15 protein-coding genes are annotated in these 16,424 nt (G+C 65.6%); 10 read left to right on the forward strand and 5 right to left on the reverse strand.

Translation table 11 applies throughout. From position 1 onward, the window contains the following. Positions 1 to 3 precede the first annotated feature (3 nt). The gene (locus CS1GBM3_RS17660; RefSeq protein ID WP_139247962.1) at positions 4 to 351 is read right to left on the reverse strand and encodes a hypothetical protein; all 348 of its coding nucleotides are present in this window, start codon (positions 349 to 351) and stop codon (positions 4 to 6) included. A gap of 156 nt (positions 352 to 507) precedes the next feature. On the opposite strand from CS1GBM3_RS17660, the gene CS1GBM3_RS17665 reads away from it, so the two are divergent. Next, entirely contained in the window at positions 508 to 834 is a 327-nt protein-coding gene (locus CS1GBM3_RS17665; RefSeq protein WP_072396904.1) for a hypothetical protein, read from the forward strand. 14 nt (positions 835 to 848) lie between these two features. On the opposite strand, the gene CS1GBM3_RS17670 is transcribed toward CS1GBM3_RS17665, so the two are convergent. After that, the gene (locus CS1GBM3_RS17670; protein WP_072396906.1) at positions 849 to 1,796 is read right to left on the reverse strand and encodes a bifunctional riboflavin kinase/FAD synthetase; all 948 of its coding nucleotides are present in this window, start codon (positions 1,794 to 1,796) and stop codon (positions 849 to 851) included. 39 nt (positions 1,797 to 1,835) lie between these two features. Next, positions 1,836 to 2,267, reverse strand: a complete 432-nt coding sequence (locus tag CS1GBM3_RS17675) for a MaoC family dehydratase (protein WP_072396907.1) — start codon at positions 2,265 to 2,267, stop codon at positions 1,836 to 1,838. A 197-nt stretch (positions 2,268 to 2,464) separates the two neighbouring features. On the opposite strand from CS1GBM3_RS17675, the gene CS1GBM3_RS17680 reads away from it, so the two are divergent. Next, positions 2,465 to 3,316 (forward strand): DUF1013 domain-containing protein, encoded by an 852-nt coding sequence (locus CS1GBM3_RS17680; protein WP_072396909.1) that lies wholly within the window; start codon positions 2,465 to 2,467, stop codon positions 3,314 to 3,316. A 40-nt stretch (positions 3,317 to 3,356) separates the two neighbouring features. Here the strand turns inward: CS1GBM3_RS17680 and ubiA are convergent, their stop codons facing one another. Together ubiA and CS1GBM3_RS17690 are read right to left on the reverse strand one after the other, a co-directional pair. Further along, positions 3,357 to 4,343 (reverse strand): 4-hydroxybenzoate octaprenyltransferase, encoded by a 987-nt coding sequence (gene ubiA / locus CS1GBM3_RS17685; RefSeq protein ID WP_072396911.1) that lies wholly within the window; start codon positions 4,341 to 4,343, stop codon positions 3,357 to 3,359. Between the two features lie 66 nt (positions 4,344 to 4,409). Next, a complete protein-coding gene (locus CS1GBM3_RS17690) occupies positions 4,410 to 6,062 on the reverse strand; it encodes an ankyrin repeat domain-containing protein (protein ID WP_072396912.1) in 1,653 nt (550 codons plus the stop codon). 198 nt (positions 6,063 to 6,260) lie between these two features. On the opposite strand from CS1GBM3_RS17690, the gene CS1GBM3_RS17695 reads away from it, so the two are divergent. The 8 genes from CS1GBM3_RS17695 to CS1GBM3_RS17730 all read left to right on the forward strand — a co-directional run bounded on the left by CS1GBM3_RS17695 (position 6,261) and on the right by CS1GBM3_RS17730 (position 16,424). Next, positions 6,261 to 7,001 (forward strand): 16S rRNA (uracil(1498)-N(3))-methyltransferase, encoded by a 741-nt coding sequence (locus CS1GBM3_RS17695; protein ID WP_072396913.1) that lies wholly within the window; start codon positions 6,261 to 6,263, stop codon positions 6,999 to 7,001. Positions 7,002 to 7,033: 32 nt separating this feature from the next. Continuing rightward, complete coding sequence (locus CS1GBM3_RS17700; RefSeq protein ID WP_072396914.1) at positions 7,034 to 7,639, forward strand: glutathione S-transferase family protein; 606 nt, start codon at positions 7,034 to 7,036, stop codon at positions 7,637 to 7,639. Between the two features lie 164 nt (positions 7,640 to 7,803). After that, positions 7,804 to 10,833 (forward strand): isoleucine--tRNA ligase, encoded by a 3,030-nt coding sequence (gene ileS, locus CS1GBM3_RS17705; RefSeq protein WP_072396915.1) that lies wholly within the window; start codon positions 7,804 to 7,806, stop codon positions 10,831 to 10,833. Further along, positions 10,830 to 11,360 carry a signal peptidase II gene (gene lspA, locus CS1GBM3_RS17710; RefSeq protein ID WP_072396916.1) on the forward strand — a complete coding sequence of 177 codons (531 nt, stop codon included), beginning with the start codon at positions 10,830 to 10,832 and terminating at the stop codon, positions 11,358 to 11,360. The genes ileS and lspA overlap by 4 nt, the downstream gene beginning before the upstream one ends. Before the next feature lie 50 nt (positions 11,361 to 11,410). Continuing rightward, entirely contained in the window at positions 11,411 to 11,887 is a 477-nt protein-coding gene (locus CS1GBM3_RS17715) for a hypothetical protein (RefSeq protein ID WP_244534686.1), read from the forward strand. A gap of 219 nt (positions 11,888 to 12,106) precedes the next feature. Further along, positions 12,107 to 13,501 (forward strand): M16 family metallopeptidase, encoded by a 1,395-nt coding sequence (locus tag CS1GBM3_RS17720; RefSeq protein WP_072396918.1) that lies wholly within the window; start codon positions 12,107 to 12,109, stop codon positions 13,499 to 13,501. A 72-nt stretch (positions 13,502 to 13,573) separates the two neighbouring features. After that, on the forward strand, positions 13,574 to 14,941 hold the full coding sequence (locus tag CS1GBM3_RS17725) for a M16 family metallopeptidase (protein WP_244534687.1): 1,368 nt from the start codon (positions 13,574 to 13,576) through the stop codon (positions 14,939 to 14,941). 103 nt (positions 14,942 to 15,044) lie between these two features. After that, positions 15,045 to 16,424, forward strand: coding sequence for a glucose-6-phosphate isomerase (locus CS1GBM3_RS17730; RefSeq protein WP_244534688.1), 1,380 nt, complete (start codon positions 15,045 to 15,047; stop codon positions 16,422 to 16,424).

Consider the following 16,424-nt stretch of genomic DNA (forward strand, 5'->3'; position numbering starts at 1 on the left):
TCCTCAGCGCAGGCGTGCCGGGGGCAGGCAGGCTTCCACCCGCCTCGGATCGTCCGGAATGGTCTCGGACTGTACGCAGGCCTCGAGGCGGCGGATCATGACTGGGCCGTGGTTCGGCCGCAGGCAGTCTACGAACGAGCGCACGCCGGCCCGCGCGCATTGGCCGAGCTCGGCCATGACCGTGTCCGGTGCGTCGAGGTTGGGTCGCTCTGGCCGCGACAGGTCGATATAGGGCTCGATGGAGATCTGCGGGCGCCCGTGCCGGCCCATGTCGCCGGGGCGATCGCGCCCGCGCTCTTCGGCGGCTAGCGGCCCTGCCGAGCCAGCCAGCAGCGCGGTCACAAGTATCATGGGTCTGATCTGCTTAAGCATCTGCAACCATCCGCCGATGCGGCCGGCAGGCCCCGCACCAGCCCACGATGATAAAATTCGACCGTAAACGAATCACTTCCCGCGCCTGTGCCACCAGATATGGGCTGCCGCGGCGTTCGGGATGGAGGTCGCGCCATGAAGCATGAGGCTCTGCTCGCGGGCGGGATCATCGTCGCGGCAATCGTCGCCGCCTCGCTGACACTCGACGGAAACGAGGTGCCGAACAGGAAGCTGCCCGGTGGAACCGCGGCGTGCACCTACCACGCGGGTCCGATGGACGCCGAGATGATCGACCAGGGCAAGGAGGCTGGCCAGCGCATCCTGCGTGCCATCCTCGCGCTCGACAAGAAATGCGAGTACGTGACGCTGGCGCTCCCGGATGGCACGCGCCAGGTGATGAAGCTCGGCCCGGCCGGCCGTAAGCCCGGCGAGCGCGGCCCCCCGAGCATCACAACGTTCTGATCTTGAGGTGAACGTTAAGCTTTGCTGCCGGCTGCCGCGTCTTGCGCCAGGATCCTGCGCGCGGCCTCGCAGTCGATCTGCATCTGGCGCACGAGCTCATCCGCGTCCGAGAATTTACGATCGTCGCGCACCTTGTCGATGAAGCTCACCTCGATCGTCCGCCCGTAGATCGCTTCGTCGAAATCGAACAGGAAAACCTCGAGCACCGGCATGCCGTTGTCGAAGGTTGGCCGCGTGCCGAGATAGGCCGCCCCGTCGAGCTGGCGCCCGTCGAGCGTGACGCGGACTGCGAAGATGCCATGCCCGAGCGCGGTGCCCTTGGGCATCGCGACGTTGGCCGTTGGAAAGCCAAGTCCGGTGCCGCGCTTCGCTCCGCCCACCACCGGACCGCTGATGCGCCAGTGCCGCCCGAGCAACTCCGCGGCGTGCTTCACGTCGCCTTCCGCCAAAGCAAGCCGGACGGCAGTCGACGAGAACGGCTCGCCGCGCTCAGATACGGGCTCCACGACCGTCACGTCGAAGCCGTGCGCTGCGCCGGCCGCGCGTAGCGTCTCTGTCGAGCCCGAACGGTTGCGGCCGAAGAAGAAGTGGTACCCCACGAAAACGTGCTTCACTCCAAGTGCATTGACGAGAACGTCGCCGATGAAACGCTCCGCGTCGAGCGCCGCAAGCTCCGCGTTGAACGGCAGCACGATCGCGAGATCGACGCCCAGTTCCTCCAGAACGGCAAGCTTCTCTTCGAGCGGCGTGAGCCGAAAGTGCGGTGCATCCGGATTGAAAAACTCGCGCGGATGCGGCTCGAACAGAAGCACACCCGCTGGCCGGCCATCACGGCGCGCCGCGTCGATCGCCTGGCGGATGAGCACCTGATGCCCGCGATGCACGCCGTCGAAATTGCCGAGCGCCAGCACGGCGCCGCGCGCCTCAAGCGGAATCTCGTCGGAGCCGTGGATGACGCGCATGACGCCTTCTCGTTGAGGCACGCAGCCGTTCGGCGGAGATTAGGCCGGGCGTGCCGGAACCATCAGCAGCGCCTCACCCGTGAGCACCGGTTTGTCGTTCACGGTGCACACGGTCTCGAAGCGGGCCCGCTTCTTCTCGGGTAGAAGCTCCACGAGCTTAACGGTAGTCACCACCGTGTCGCCGATCTTGACCGGTGCTTTGAAGGACAGCGTCTGCGAGAGATAGATGGCGCCCGGCCCGGGCAGCTTCATGCCGAATACGGCGGAGATGTAGGCGGCAGACAGCATGCCGTGGGCGATCCGCCCCTTGAACATGGTTGACGCCGCGTAGGCCTCGTCGAGATGCACGGGATTGCGATCTCCGGACACCTCGGCGAAAGCGTTGATGACGTCCTCGGTCACGGTGTTCGAGAGCGAGGCCTCCTGGCCCACCGCCAGATCCTCGAAGTACGTGATTTTATTGGTGGTCATGTCTGCGTCCCGCCGGTGGCCTCGATTGCGGGGACGGACCCTAACGACCGCCTCGCCGATGTGCAACTCGCGCGAGAAGCGGGCACTGAAGTGTTGCAGCACGGCCTGGGATGGCGCTATAAGGCAATGATCCCCAAATTACCAAATCCCCTAATGGCTTTCGCGGAGACCCCCGCGGGAGCCCGGAGAAGAACATTATGAGCGATCGTAAACCCCTGATGCCGAAGGCCACCGCCGTCTGGCTGGTCGAGAACACCTCGCTGTCCTTCGAGCAGATCGCCGAGTTCTGCGGCCTCCATGTGCTGGAGGTCAAAGGCATCGCCGACGGCGACGTGGCCCAAGGCATCAAAGGCCTCGACCCCGTCACCTCGAACCAGCTCACGCGCGAGGAGATCGAAGCGGCCGAGAAGGATTCCTCGCGCAAGCTCAAGCTTGCCGAGCCGAAGGTCGTGATTCCGGAGCCGAGCGTCACCAAGCGCGGCCCCCGCTACACGCCGGTCTCGCGCCGCCACGACCGCCCAAACGCGGTGCTCTGGCTCTTGCGCAACCATCCGGAGCTGAAGACCAGCCAGATCATGCGCCTCGTCGGCACGACGAAGCCGACCATCGCCCAGATCAAGGACCGCACGCACTGGAACTCGCCGAACCTCGTGCCGCAGGATCCGGTGACGCTGGGACTGTGCTCGCAGACCGACCTCGACAACGAGGTGAAGAAGGCCGCCCGCCGTCTCGAGCGCGAGCGCAAGGAGGCCGAGAAGGAAGCGATCAAGGCCGGCACGCTGCTGCCGACGGAGGAGACAACCGCTCCGGCCGCTTCGTCCGAGGAGGGCTTCCGCCCGACGGCCGAGATCGTGCAGCCGCGCGGTGCCGAAGAGCATCACGAGGAGACACCGGCCGAGGAAGAAGCGCGCATGCTGGCCAAGCTGAAGGAGCTGAAGTCCGACCCCGCGGCCGAGGACGACGATGATGGCGAAGCTGAACCTGAATCTGAAGGCGATGCTGAGAAGGGCGAGGCCGAGGATAAGGACCGCGAGCGCAGCGACACCTGACGCTCCCTTATCGCGCAGTCTTGTGGTGCGGCGGCGCCGGTCAGCTGAGCCCCGCCCACCACGAGATCAGCGTATCGGCCAGAAGCGCCAGGAAGATCGCGGCGCCCACGTCGCGATTGGCGCGGAACCGGCGCAGGCAGTTCTGGGGATCTGACGTATCGAGCGTCGAGACCTGCCACGCCATCTGCAACCCGACGAGCGCCACGCCGAAGAAGAACACGAGGTGCGTGCCGGCCAGGAAGCCGGCCGCGATCCAGAGCAAGAGCGCGCCGACGTAGAAGCCGCCGACCCAGAACGGCGTATCCTCGCCGAAGGTCAGCGCCGTCGACTTGAGGCCGAGCATCAGGTCGTCCTCGGCGTCCTGGTGCGCATAGATCGTGTCGTAGCCGATCGTCCACAGCACCGACCCCGCGTAGAGCAGGATGGCCGGCGCATCGAGCGAGCCCTTGACGGCGGCCCAGCCCATCAACGCGCCCCAGTTGAACGCCAGCCCCAGCACGGCCTGCGGCCAGTACGTCAGCCGCTTCATGAACGGGTAGATGGCAACCAGAACCAGCGACGCCGCGCCGAGCACGATGGTGAACAGGTTGAACCAGATCAGCACCAGGAAGCCGATGCCGAGTAGCGCCACCACGAACACGAGCGCCGCTTCCGGCGAGACCTGCCCGGACGGGATCGGCCGGCTCGCGGTCCGTGCGACGCGCGCATCATACTCGCGGTCCACGTAGTCGTTATAGGCGCAGCCGGCGCCGCGCATGACAATCGCGCCGACTGCGAACAGCGCCAGCATCGTGATGTCTGGATAGGGCCGGCCGTTCGACACCTCAGCGAGCGTCACCGCCCACCAGCACGGAAAGAGCAACAGCCAAGTGCCGATCGGACGATCCAGCCGCGCGAGCCGCAGATAGGGCCGCCAGGCCTCGGGGGCGTAGCGGTCCACCCAGTTGCCGGCCTCCGCGTCCGAGACCGCCTTCGCGCCGCTCCCGCCGGACGGGCCTTCCTCCGGATTGGCCGCGTGTGCCGTCATGTCCGCTCTGATCCTTGCGTCTTCGTTTTGCGGCCGACGTTAACCGCCACGGCCCCATCCAGCAACTCACACGCCTGCCGTGTCCTCAAGAAGGAACTCGCTAACCTCTTTGGAAAAGCGCCGGCACACGCCATCGATCATCACGGCGTCCGAGCCGCCGGGGTCGCGGCGCGCGGAAGGAAGGCCATGTGCACGCAGGACTTCGGCGCATGCGAGCCAATCACCACCGTTCACTGGCTCATTACAGGAGGCCCAGGACAGTGTGCCGCACACGTTGTCGCCGAATCCGTGCGGCTCGGTCCAGCTCGCGCCGTACTCCAGCAGGAAGCGGGCAAGCTCGGCGTCACCTCGGAACACGGCATGATTCAATGCCGACGCGTCCCAGTCCCCGCCACGCGCCGAGATCGGCCAACCCAAGCGCACCATGACACGCACGGCATCGTTGCTACCTTGAGCCGCCAGCTCCGGCAGAAGCCGGATATGGTCGTCTGACAAGGCGGCGATCATATCCGGCCGCGCGGACAGGAGGCGGCGAGCCGCTGCTTCGTTGCCGCGCGCACACGCCGCCACAAATTCGGTCTCGGAAGAAAGCTCGGCCCCGTGAGCGCCGGCCTGCCGCAATAGATCGGCGACATCCGGAAGCCCGAATTGCAATGCGAGCACATAGGCGCTTTCACCGCGCGGTGTCTTGGCTGAGGGATTTGCGCCGTAGGCGAGCAATGCCGCGATGTGCTCGGCCGATCGTCGCCGTCGGATGGCCCACAACAGCGGCGTGCCCCAATCGGAGGTTGGTGAGCCGGGAGCCGGCTCGTTCGCATCGCCTCCGTACGCCAGCAACAGCTTGAGAGGCTCGACGTCAGAAAGATCGAGCGAGCGATAGAGCGCGTTCGTTCCGGCGATGCGCGCACCGGCCTCCAGAAGCAAGCGCGTGCAGGCCGGATTATCGAGCGAATGGTAGAGAGACTCCCCGTCGTCCGGGTTCGCGCCACGATCGAGCAACAGACGCGTCAGGTCGGGATCGTGGTTCTGCCCGGCTGCGCCATACAAAGCCGAGAGCGGTTGTTCTGGGTTGGCTTCATGCGGCGATGCCGCCCAGCGGTTCGGCACGCTTTGGTTCGGATCGGCGCCCGCATCAAGCAGAAACGTCGCGGTAGCGTGCAAACGCCCACGATAAGCAGGGAGCCGCAGCAGGCTTGAATGCGCCACCGCCACAAGCGGCGGCAGCGCAAGCGGACCGCCCGGCCGGTTGACCCAATCCGGATCGCGTCGGGTCACCCGTTCAACCACCGCGTCATCGCCCACGGCGCACGCCAGATACGGGTCGCCGCCGATGAGATCCGGCCGCTCGTTAAGAATACGCACCGCAACTTCCGGCCGGGCGCGGTTCGTCCCGCCTGCAATATCGCCGGCATAGATGAGTCGCAGGAGATTGAGGATCGCGGTCGCCGGATCGCGCGCGTGCGCTTGGCGCGCAAGCACGAAGCTCGCGAGATCCGCCCACGAGGCGAACCCATATTCGCGCGCCACGCACGACTGAGCATCGTGAAGGCGCAAGCCAAGCGCCGCCGCCATTGCCGCGTCGTCTTTTGCCGATGCCGCGGGAAGGCTGTTGCGGAAGCGGGCAAATGCTTCTGGCTCGCCGCGCCTGTAGGCGGCGAGCAGATCCTTCGCCTGCTTTTTCAATTGGTCGAGATTCGGCCGCTCGGGAAGGCGGGTCATGGAAACCTCCGTGCATGAAGCGCCGATGACCCGCAAATCCGGCTGCACAAAGGTTAAAGGACAGCGTGCAAATGCAAGTGGGCTCAGCCCTTCCCGCGGGTCCGGGTGCGGCTTGCACCGCGGTCCGGATGCTAGGCAACTGCCACCCGCCGGTCAACGCATGTTGGATCGCGTCACGGGTTCGGATATTGAGACGCCATGGCCATCCACGATTTCACCGCACAACGGCTGTTCGTCGATCATCCCCTTGCGGCGGGTGCACGCATCGTCTGCACGCCCGAGCAGGCGAGCTATCTGCGCGGCGTGCTGCGGCTTGGGAGCGGAGACGAGATCCTGATCTTCAACGGCCGCGACGGCGAATGGCGCGCGCGCCTCGAGGAGGCTGGCAAGCGCGGCGCCGCGCTCGAAGCCGTCGCGCTCGTACGGCCGCAGTCCGGCGGCCCCGACCTGCACTACATCTTCGCGCCGCTGAAGCGCGCCCGCCTCGACTACATGGTGCAGAAGGCGACTGAGATGGGCGCCTCGCGCCTCGTGCCAGTCATCACGCGCCACACGGTTGCCGAGCGCGTGAACCTCGAGCGCATGCGCGCCAACGCCATCGAGGCCGCCGAGCAGTGCGGCATTTTGCGTCTGCCGGACGTAGCGGAGCCGATCAAGCTACCGCACCTGATAGAGCGATGGGATGCGTCCCGCACCCTGATCTTCTGCGACGAAGGCGCGGAGCAGGCGAACCCGGTCAGCGCGCTCACCGCGCTTTCGCCCGGGCCTCTGGCCGTATTGATCGGCCCCGAGGGCGGATTTTCACCCGACGAGCGCGCCATGATCCGCGCACTGCCGCAGGCAACGGCAATCTCGCTCGGCCCGCGTATCATGCGCGCGGACACGGCCGCGGTCGCCGCGCTTGCTATTGTCAACGCCGTGCTTGGCGACTGGCGCTAGAGTGCAAGGACAAAAGACAGGGAGGCCTGCGCGTGCTGACGCTGTATCACAACCCGCACTCGCGCTCGATGATCGTGCACTACATGCTGCACGAGCTTGGCGAGCCGTTCGAGATCGAGCCGATCGACCTCAAGGCAGGCGATCAAAAGAAGCCGGACTTTCTGTCCCTGAATCCCATGGGCAAGATCCCGGTGCTGCGCGACGACGACGTCATCGTGACCGAAGCGCCGGCCATCCTGACCTACCTCGCCGACAAGTATTCGAAAGGGGGACTCGCCCCCGCAATCGATGCGCCCGATCGCGCCCGCTACCTGAAGTGGATGTTCTTCTATGGAAGCTGCTTCGAGCCCGCCATGGTCGACATCTCGCTCAAGCGCGATACGCCGCCCTCGATGGCCGGCTGGGGCAAGCCCGCGGACGTCCTGGATACGCTTTCCGCCGCCCTGATTCCCGGCCCCTGGCTGCTAGGCGACAGCTTCTCGGCGGCCGACGTCCTGATCGGCTCCGGCATCGGCTACATGCTGGGCTTCAATGTGCTTCCCGAACGGCCGGAATACGTGGCGTATTGGGAGCGAATCCAAGCCCGGCCGGCCCATAAGGCCGCCAAGGCGGCGGACGCGGCGACCTTGGCCGGCTGACACTGGTTTTCTGATAGGAAGCACGGCCAAGTAGAAGCTAGAGCCATTCCGCGATTCCACCAAAACAGGAACGGCTCGAGCCCGTAAGGCTTCAATCGACCGCCGAAACCGTCTAGAACGCCTGCAAATCAAGCCAGGACCGAAGACGGAAAGACAGGCCGACGATGACGAAGGGCACGAGTGGCGTGGAAACGGCAGACAAGGAGGCGGCGCGAGACTGGAGCCAGACGCTTTTTTTGCCGCAGACGGACTTTCCGATGCGCGCCGGCCTTCCGCAGCTCGAGCCGAAGATCCTTGAGAAGTGGCAGGAGCGCGATCTCTACCGCGAGTTGCGCGAGGCGTCCCGCGGGCGGCCGAAATTCGTGCTGCACGATGGCCCGCCTTACGCAAACGGCCACATCCACATCGGCCACGCACTGAACAAGATCCTGAAGGATCTGGTGGTCAAGAGCCAGCAGATGTTGGGATTCGATTCCAACTACGTGCCGGGCTGGGACTGCCACGGCCTGCCGATCGAGTGGAAGATCGAGGAGCAGTACCGCGCCAAGGGCCGCGAGAAGCCGAACTTCTCGGACCCCGAGGCCATCAACGCCTTCCGCGACGAATGCCGCAAGTTCGCCGAGAAGTGGGTCGACGTGCAGCGCGAGGAGTTCAAGCGCCTGGGCGTCGTCGGCGACTGGGATCATCCGTACCTGACGATGAGCTACGCGGCGGAAGCGACCATCGCGCGCGAGCTGATGAAGTTCGCCGCCAACGGGCTTCTCTATCGCGGCTCGAAGCCGGTGATGTGGAGCGTGGTCGAGAAGACGGCGCTCGCCGAAGCCGAGGTCGAGTACCAGGACTACCAGTCTGACATGGTCTGGGTGAAGTTTCCGGTCGACAGGCGCGATACCGCCACCAAGCGAGGCAGCGAAACGCTGGGGCTCGCTGGCGCGAGCGTCGTGATCTGGACGACCACGCCCTGGACGCTCCCAGGCAACCGAGCCATCAGCTTCTCATCAAAGATCGACTATGGGCTGTATGAAGTCACGGCCACACCCGAAGGCAATTGGGCAAAAGTCGGCGATAAATACATCCTCGCCGATAAGCTCGCGGCCGACGTGATGAAGGCAGCCAAGGTCGAGGCATTCGAACGCCGGGAATCTGTTTCAGCCAATGATCTACGAAACTATTTGTGCACCCATCCCCTCGCCGCGCTCGGCTACGATTTCGACGTCCCGCTGCTCGACGGCGATCACGTCACCGACGACACCGGCACCGGCTTCGTGCACACGGCGCCGAGCCATGGCGCCGACGACTACAACATCTGGATCGCCAACCAGAAGGCGCTGCGCGACCGCGGCATCGACACCACGATCCCGTTCACCGTCGACGCCGACGGCGTGTTCACGAAAGAGGCCCCCGGCTTCAGCGACAAGCGCGTTCTGAAAGAGAACGGTGACAAGGGCAACGCCAACGACGCCGTTATCAAGGCACTTCAGGAGGCCGGCAATATCATCGCGCGCGGGCGGCTCAAGCATCAGTATCCGCACTCGTGGCGCTCGAAGAAGCCCATCATCTTCCGCAACACGCCCCAGTGGTTCATCGCCATGGATAAGGGCTTCGCGAGCGGCAACAACCGCACGCTGCGCGAGATCGCACTCTCCGAGATCAAGGCGACGGAATGGGTGCCCGAGGCCGGCGAGAACCGCATCACCGGCATGATCGCCAATCGTCCCGACTGGGTCGTCTCGCGCCAGCGCGCCTGGGGCGTGCCGATTACGGTGTTCGTCGCCAAGCGCGATCATGACGCCTTCAAGGAAGGCGAGATCCTGCGCGACGAAGAGGTCAACGCCGCCATCGCCGAAGCTTTCGCCAAGGAAGGCGCCGACGCCTGGTTCGCGGCCGGCGCGGCCGAGCGCTTCCTCGCGCCGAAATACGATCCCGAGATGTGGGAGCAGGTGCGCGACGTGCTCGACGTCTGGTTCGATTCCGGATCGACCCACGCCTTCACGCTCGAAGATCCGGCTGAGTTTCCTGGCCTCGCCGGCATCAAGCGCGTGCGCGACGGGGGACCGGACCGCGTGATGTACCTCGAAGGCTCGGACCAGCACCGCGGCTGGTTCCATTCCTCGCTGCTCGAGAGCTGCGGCACGCGCGGCCGCGCGCCCTTCGACGTTGTGCTCACGCACGGCTTCATCCTCGACGAGAAGGGGGATGAGAAGATGTCGAAGTCGAAGGGCAACGCGCTGTCGCCGCAGGACGTGATGAAAACGGCTGGCGCCGATATTCTGCGCCTGTGGGTTGCTTCCGCCGACACGACGAACGACATCCGCTTCGGCCCGGCGATCGTGCAGTCGGCTGCCGAAGCCTACCGCAAGCTCAGGAACACGCTACGCTGGATGCTCGGCGCGTTGCATTACTACAAACCGGAGCTTGAGGTGCCGCGCGCGGAGCTGCCAGAGCTCGAGCGCCAGATGCTGCACAGGCTGGCCGAGCTCGACGCGGAGGTTCGCGCCGCTTACGCCGCTTACGACTATCGCGGCGTCGTCGCGGCCTTGTCGCCGTTCATGAATACCGACCTCTCGGCGTTCTATTTCGACATCCGCAAGGACGCGCTCTACTGCGAGCCCTATTCGAGCCTGAAGCGCCGCGCCGCGCTGACGGTCATCGACCAGATCTTCGGCTGCGTCACAACGTGGCTGGCCCCGATCCTGGCCTTCACGGCCGAGGAGGCCTGGACGCATCGCTACGGCTCCGAGCGGAGCGTGCATCTCGAGACGTTCCCGGCCGTGCCCGAGGCTTGGCGCGACGATGCGCTGGCCGAGAAGTGGGAGCGCGTGCGCGCCGTGCGCCGCGTCGTGACCGGCGCCCTCGAGATCGAGCGCGCGGCCAAGCGTATCGGTTCAAGCCTAGAGGCCGCGCCCGAGATCTTCGTCACCGACGCCGCCCTGCACGAGGCGGTACAGGATGTCGACCTGGCCGAGATCGCCATCACGAGCGCCGCCACGCTGACCCACAAGCTGCCGCCGGAGAACGCCTTCACGCTACCCGATGTACCGGGCGTCGGCGTCGTCGTGCAGCGCGCCGAGGGCCGCAAGTGCGCGCGCTCGTGGCGCATCACCCAGGATGTCGGCTCCGACCCCGGCTATCCCGATCTCTCGGCCCGTGACGCCGCCGCCGTGCGCGAGCTCGAAGAGCGGGCTGGTGCATGAGCGCAGAAGGAAGCCGTCTCTCCCGCTGGCTTTGGGGGCCATACTCGCAGCTGGCGCTGAAAGTCGCCGCCGCCGTCTTCGTGATCGATCAGGCGCACAAGTGGTGGATGCTGCTTGTGTACCGGATTGCGGAGAAGGGCCGCGTCACCATCACGCCGTTCCTCGATCTGGTGTTCGTGAAGAACACCGGCATCAGCTATTCGCTGCTCGATCAATCGAGCTATAGCTGGCAGCTGGTTCTCGCTCTGTTCTCGGTGGTCGTGTCGGTCGCCCTTTGGGCGTGGCTGGCGGCGGCCGGAACCGGCCGCCTGATGGCCTGGGCGCTCGGCCTGATCATCGGCGGCGCGCTCGGAAACGGCCTCGATCGTGTCCTGATCGGGGGGGTGGCGGACTTTTTCTCGTTCCACGCCTTCGGCTTCTACTGGTACGTCTTCAACATCGCCGATGTGGCCATTGTTGCTGGCGTGGCGGCCCTCCTGTATGACTCGTTCACGGGGAGTCGCAATGACGCCGCAAACCCGATGTAGTTCAGGCTCATAAGGCTCGGGACTCTATCGGCAAAAAGGGGGCGGGCGAGTTGACGGTTAAGACGACATCGACCGGCAGACGGTTCGGTATGCGCTTGGCGCCTGCCGCAGCGATGCTGTGCGCGCTGGTGCTCTCGGGCTGCGCGGCAGACGACCTCGAGCTCAACGGTAAGATCTTCGACGTCGTCGGCCTCAACAGCGGCAAGTCCAAATCTGCCGAGCCCAAGATGGCAGCCCGCGCGCCCCTCGTCATGCCGCCGAGCCCGGATCGGATCCCAGAGCCGGGCCTGCCACCGGAAGGGCAGGCGGCTGAGGTTGCCGCGCTCGCCGATCCTGACGTCGTGGCCAAGACGTCCCGCGCCGAGCTTGAGCGCCAGCAGGCCGAGTACTGCAAGGTCAACTACGAGCAGGCGAAAGCCCGTGGTGACAACGATGCCGATAGCGCGACAGGCCCGCTGGGGCCGTGCCGTGGCTCGGTGCTCACCGCCATCCAGAAGTGGAATTCCGACGAGGAAGAGGACGAGTGATCCGTCCTGCCCGCTTCGTGTCCGCGGTGCTGCAAAATACATCATGATTACAGCGGGTTACTCCGGCGCTTGTGGGCGCTGTTCAACCCGACATGAACGCCTTGTCATTTGACAAAAACGGACCGAATGCCGAGATCTCGTGCAGCTATTTTCTCTGCTCGTCCGGTCGGCGCCGGGCTGCCGCCGCTGCCTAGCGATCTCTCGCAACCGAGGATCACGATGATGCAATCACAGGGCGTTTTGCGCCTTTTCATTTGGATCGCCACCATCATGCTCGCCATCGCCCCCGCTGAAGCCCATGCCAAACCCCGCACCAGCGAGTTCACCCTCGCCAATGGGCTTCAGGTCGTCGTGATCCCCGATCACCGCGCACCGGTGGTGACGCACATGATCTGGTACAAGGTCGGCGCCGCCGACGAGCCGAAGGGCGTCTCCGGCATCGCTCACTTCCTCGAGCACCTGATGTTCAAGTCGACGGACAAGATCCCGCTCGGCGAGTTCTCGAAGATCGTGGCCCGCCTCGGCGGCAATGACAACGCCTTCACCGGCCACGACATCACGAGCTACTTCCAGCGTATCGCCAAGGAGCGTCTTCCGACCGTCATGGAGATGGAGGCGGACCGCATGGTCAACCTGCGCCTCACCGAGAAAGAGGTGCTGACCGAGCGCGACGTGATTCTCGAGGAGCGTCGCAGCCGCATCGAGAATAACCCGGCCGCCATCCTCGACGAGCAGATGAGCGCGACGCTGTACTACTCGCACCCCTATGGCATCCCGGTCATCGGCTGGGAGCATGAGATGGCCCAGCTCTCGCGCGAGGACGCGCTGGGCTTCTACAAGCACTTCTACGCGCCGAACAACGCCATCCTCGTCGTCGCTGGCGACGTGACGGCAGACGAGGTGCGGGCGCTTGCCGAGAAGACCTATGGCCAGATCCCGGCGAACCCCGCCGTCGAGAAGGCGCGCAAGCGTCCCGACGCGCCGCCGCCGCGCGCTGCGCGCCGCGTCGAATATTCGGATCCGCGCGCCGGCAACGCGTCCTTCCATCGCGACTATCTCGTGCCGAGCTACGTCACGGCGAAGCCCGGAGAGGCAGAGGCGATGGATCTCATGATGAAGATCGTGGGCGACGGCGCCACCAGCCGCCTCTACAAGCGTCTCGTCGTCGACGAGAAGATCGCCTCCTCCGCCGGCGGCCGCTATTCCGGCTCGGGCCTCGATAGCGGCTCGATCAGCCTCTACGCCGTCTCTGCCGATGGCGCTGAGCTGTTGCCGAAGATCGAGGCGGTGATCGATGAGGTTCTGGCGGAAGTGCGCGACAAGGGCGTCACGGAAGCCGAGTTGAAGCGCGCCCGCTCGAGCTACGTCGCCGACTACGTCTACGAGAACGATGACCAGGCCTCGCTTGCCCGCCGCTATGGCTGGGGCATGGCGCTCGGGCGCACGGTGGCGCAGATCGAAGGCTGGCCCGATGAGCTGGCCAAGGTGACCGTCGACGACATCAAGCGCGTCGCTGGCACTTATTTGGACCTCAAGCGCTCCGTGACCGGCTACCTGACTCCGTCTCCCGAGCCGGCGCGCGCCGAGCGGCCGGCGTCCAAGAGCCGGTCGTAGCACCGACGCGTCCGCCGCTTTTCGATCGGGAACAGCTTCACACCTTGCCGGATGCCCTCTAAGGACCGTTCAATGGATATGCTCCGTCGCCCGCTCGTGCGCTTCGCCCGTATCGACTTCGCGATCGCGCTTTCCATTCTTGTACTCGCCCTCAGTCTTTCTTTTGCCAGGCCCGCTCACGCTATGAAGATCCAGGAAATCACCAGCCCCGGCGGCATCAAGGCGTGGCTTGTCGAAGCCCATGAGAACCCGCTTCTCGCGCTTCGTTTCTCGTTCGAGGGCGGCAGCGCGCAGGATCCCGAGGGCAAGGATGGCGTCGCCAATTTCCTGTCCGCGATGCTCGACGAGGGCGCAGGCGACATCACTTCGAGCGATTTCCAGGAGCAGATGGAAACGCTCGCCATGCGGATGCGCTACGAGGATGGCAAGGACGCATTCTACGGCAACTTCCAGACGCTGACCGAGAACCGCGCCGAGTCCGTCAAGCTGCTCAAGCTCGCGCTGACGAAGCCGCGTTTCGACCCCGATGCCGTGGAGCGCATCCGCGGCCAGCTTCTCGCCAATCTCGTCTATTCCGATCGCGACCCCGAGCGCGTCGCCGCCAAGGAATGGTATGCGGTGGCGTTTGCGGGCCATCCGTATGGGCGCCCGGCGCAAGGCACCGCTGAAACCGTCAAGGCCGTCACGCGCGACGATCTCGAGGCGTTCCGCAAGCGCACGTTCGCACAGAATAACCTTAGGGTCGTGGCGGTTGGCGACATCACCGCCGAGGACCTCGGCAAGCTGCTCGACGAAGTGTTCGGCGATCTGCCCAAGACGGCTGAGCTCACGTCCGTGCCCGCCGCCACGCTGGCCAAGGGCACCGAGAAGTGGGTCGAGATGAAGGTGCCGCAGTCGGTCGCGGTGTTCGGGCTTCCCGCCATGCCGCGCAAGGATCCGGACTTCATGGCCGCGTTCGTGCTGAACCAGCTGATCGGCGGCGGTGGCTTCGCCTCGCGTTTGATGGAGGAGGTGCGCGAGAAGCGCGGCCTCGCCTACTCGGTCTACAGCTACCTGCAACCCTTCCGGCACGCCTCCATTATGTCGGGCGGCGTCGCCACCCGTGCCGATGCCATCCACCAGTCGCTCGAGGTTATCCGCAAGGAGCTGAAGCACGTTGCCGACGAAGGTCCCACCGCGGACGAGTGGGAGAACGCTAAGAAATACCTGATCGGCTCCTACCCGCTGCGCTTCGATACCAACGCCAAGATCGCAAGCCAGCTGCTTGGCCTGCTCGAGGACGACTTCGGCCCCGAGTACATCGAAAACCGCAACAAGATGATCGAGGCGCTGACAATTGAGGATGCCAAGCGCGTCGCCAAGCGCCTGCTCGACACCGACGGCCTGATCATCACCGTCGTCGGCCAGCCCGCGACCGCACCGGCCGACACCAAGGGCTGACCTTTGGGGGCCGTTGCGACGGCGGCCGCACTTGGCATGACACCGGAAAACGGTTACGCCCTGCGCGGAACCCATGTCCTTCCAAACGGTTATGCGGGATGCCATGACAGCCATGACAATGCCCAACGCTGCCACCTCCGTCTCCTCCGCCCCTTACAGACAGTCCATCGCAGGATCCCTTTCGGGGGCCATCGGCGAGCACGGGCTGACGGAGGCAGAGCTCGGCCGCTGGCTTGAGAAGCTCGCGCCCGCGCTGCACGACCTCAAGGCGGACCACGCCTCCGGCCGGTTGCCGCTGCTCAAGGTCGCCGACGAGACGGCCGATCTCGACGCCGCCGAGGCCGCCTTCGACAGGCTTGCCGAGGGCGCCGAGGCCATCGTCTTCTTCGGCACGGGCGGCTCGGGGCTGGGCGGGCAGACTCTGGCCCAGCTTGGCGGTTGGAATCTGCCGGGCGTGTCCTGCTGCTCCGAGCGCCGCCGCACGAGGCCGCGCACGCGCTTCTACGACAATCTGGACCCGCTGACGCTCGCCGCCGGCCTTGCCCGTCTTGATCTCGAAAAGACGCGCTTCATCGTGACGTCGAAGTCGGGTGGCACGACCGAGACGCTGGCACAGCTTCTCGCGACCCTCGCGGTTATCAAGGACGCTGGCCTTGAGGATCGCATCCCGCAGCTGTTCCTCGGCATCACCGAGCCGGATAATAAGCCGGGCGGCAAGAAAAACGGTCTGCGGGCACTGCTCGCGAGCCTTGGCGTGCCCATGCTGGAGCACCACACCGGCATCGGCGGGCGCTTCTCCTGCCTGACGAACGTCGGCCTCCTCCCGGCGATCGCGCGCGGGCTCGATGCGCGCAAGATCCGCGCTGGCGCCCGAGAGGTCATCGACGCGCTCGTCAACGCCTCCTTCCCAGCCGCCTTCGCGCCTGCCATCGGCGCCGCCACCGCCGTCGGCCTCTCGAAGGAGCGCGGTATCCGCACGCTGGTGATGATGCCCTACAACGACCGTCTCGGCCGTTTTTCGGACTGGTACGTGCAGCTCTGGGCCGAGAGCCTCGGCAAGGGCGGCGAGGGGACAACGCCGGTTCCAGCGCTCGGCCCTGTCGACCAGCACAGCCAGCTTCAGCTTTTCATGGATGGCCCGCGTGAGATCGCGGTCACCGTCGTACGCGTCGCAAGCGCCGGTCAAGGCCCGCTGCTCGACGCTGGGTGGGCCGAACTCGCCGGACAGGCGTTCCTCGGCGGTAAGACCATCGGCGACGTGGTGGACGCCCAGGCGCACGCTATCGCCGAGGCGCTGATCCAGGCCGGCCGTCCCGTACGCACGTTCGATGTCGAGGTGCTGGACGAGCGCTCGATGGGCGCGCTGCTGATGCACTTCATGATCGAGACGATCCTGGCGGGACGTCTTCTCGAACTCGATCCTTTTGATCAGCCGGCCGTCGAGCTTGCCAAGACGCTGACGCGCGAGCGCCTCGCGCGCTGA

Source organism: Hyphomicrobium sp. CS1GBMeth3 (assembly GCF_900117455.1).
Lineage (GTDB): Bacteria > Pseudomonadota > Alphaproteobacteria > Rhizobiales > Hyphomicrobiaceae > Hyphomicrobium_C.

Coding starts and splice junctions, on each gene's coding strand:
- CS1GBM3_RS17660 (WP_139247962.1), bottom strand. CDS start 351: ATGATACTTGTGACCGCGCTGCTGGCTGGCTCGGCAGGGCCGCTAGCC.
- CS1GBM3_RS17665 (WP_072396904.1), top strand. CDS start 508: ATGAAGCATGAGGCTCTGCTCGCGGGCGGGATCATCGTCGCGGCAATC.
- CS1GBM3_RS17670 (WP_072396906.1), bottom strand. CDS start 1,796: ATGCGCGTCATCCACGGCTCCGACGAGATTCCGCTTGAGGCGCGCGGC.
- CS1GBM3_RS17675 (WP_072396907.1), bottom strand. CDS start 2,267: ATGACCACCAATAAAATCACGTACTTCGAGGATCTGGCGGTGGGCCAG.
- CS1GBM3_RS17680 (WP_072396909.1), top strand. CDS start 2,465: ATGAGCGATCGTAAACCCCTGATGCCGAAGGCCACCGCCGTCTGGCTG.
- ubiA (WP_072396911.1), bottom strand. CDS start 4,343: ATGACGGCACACGCGGCCAATCCGGAGGAAGGCCCGTCCGGCGGGAGC.
- CS1GBM3_RS17690 (WP_072396912.1), bottom strand. CDS start 6,062: ATGACCCGCCTTCCCGAGCGGCCGAATCTCGACCAATTGAAAAAGCAG.
- CS1GBM3_RS17695 (WP_072396913.1), top strand. CDS start 6,261: ATGGCCATCCACGATTTCACCGCACAACGGCTGTTCGTCGATCATCCC.
- ileS (WP_072396915.1), top strand. CDS start 7,804: ATGACGAAGGGCACGAGTGGCGTGGAAACGGCAGACAAGGAGGCGGCG.
- lspA (WP_072396916.1), top strand. CDS start 10,830: ATGAGCGCAGAAGGAAGCCGTCTCTCCCGCTGGCTTTGGGGGCCATAC.
- CS1GBM3_RS17720 (WP_072396918.1), top strand. CDS start 12,107: ATGATGCAATCACAGGGCGTTTTGCGCCTTTTCATTTGGATCGCCACC.
- CS1GBM3_RS17725 (WP_244534687.1), top strand. CDS start 13,574: ATGGATATGCTCCGTCGCCCGCTCGTGCGCTTCGCCCGTATCGACTTC.
- CS1GBM3_RS17730 (WP_244534688.1), top strand. CDS start 15,045: ATGACAGCCATGACAATGCCCAACGCTGCCACCTCCGTCTCCTCCGCC.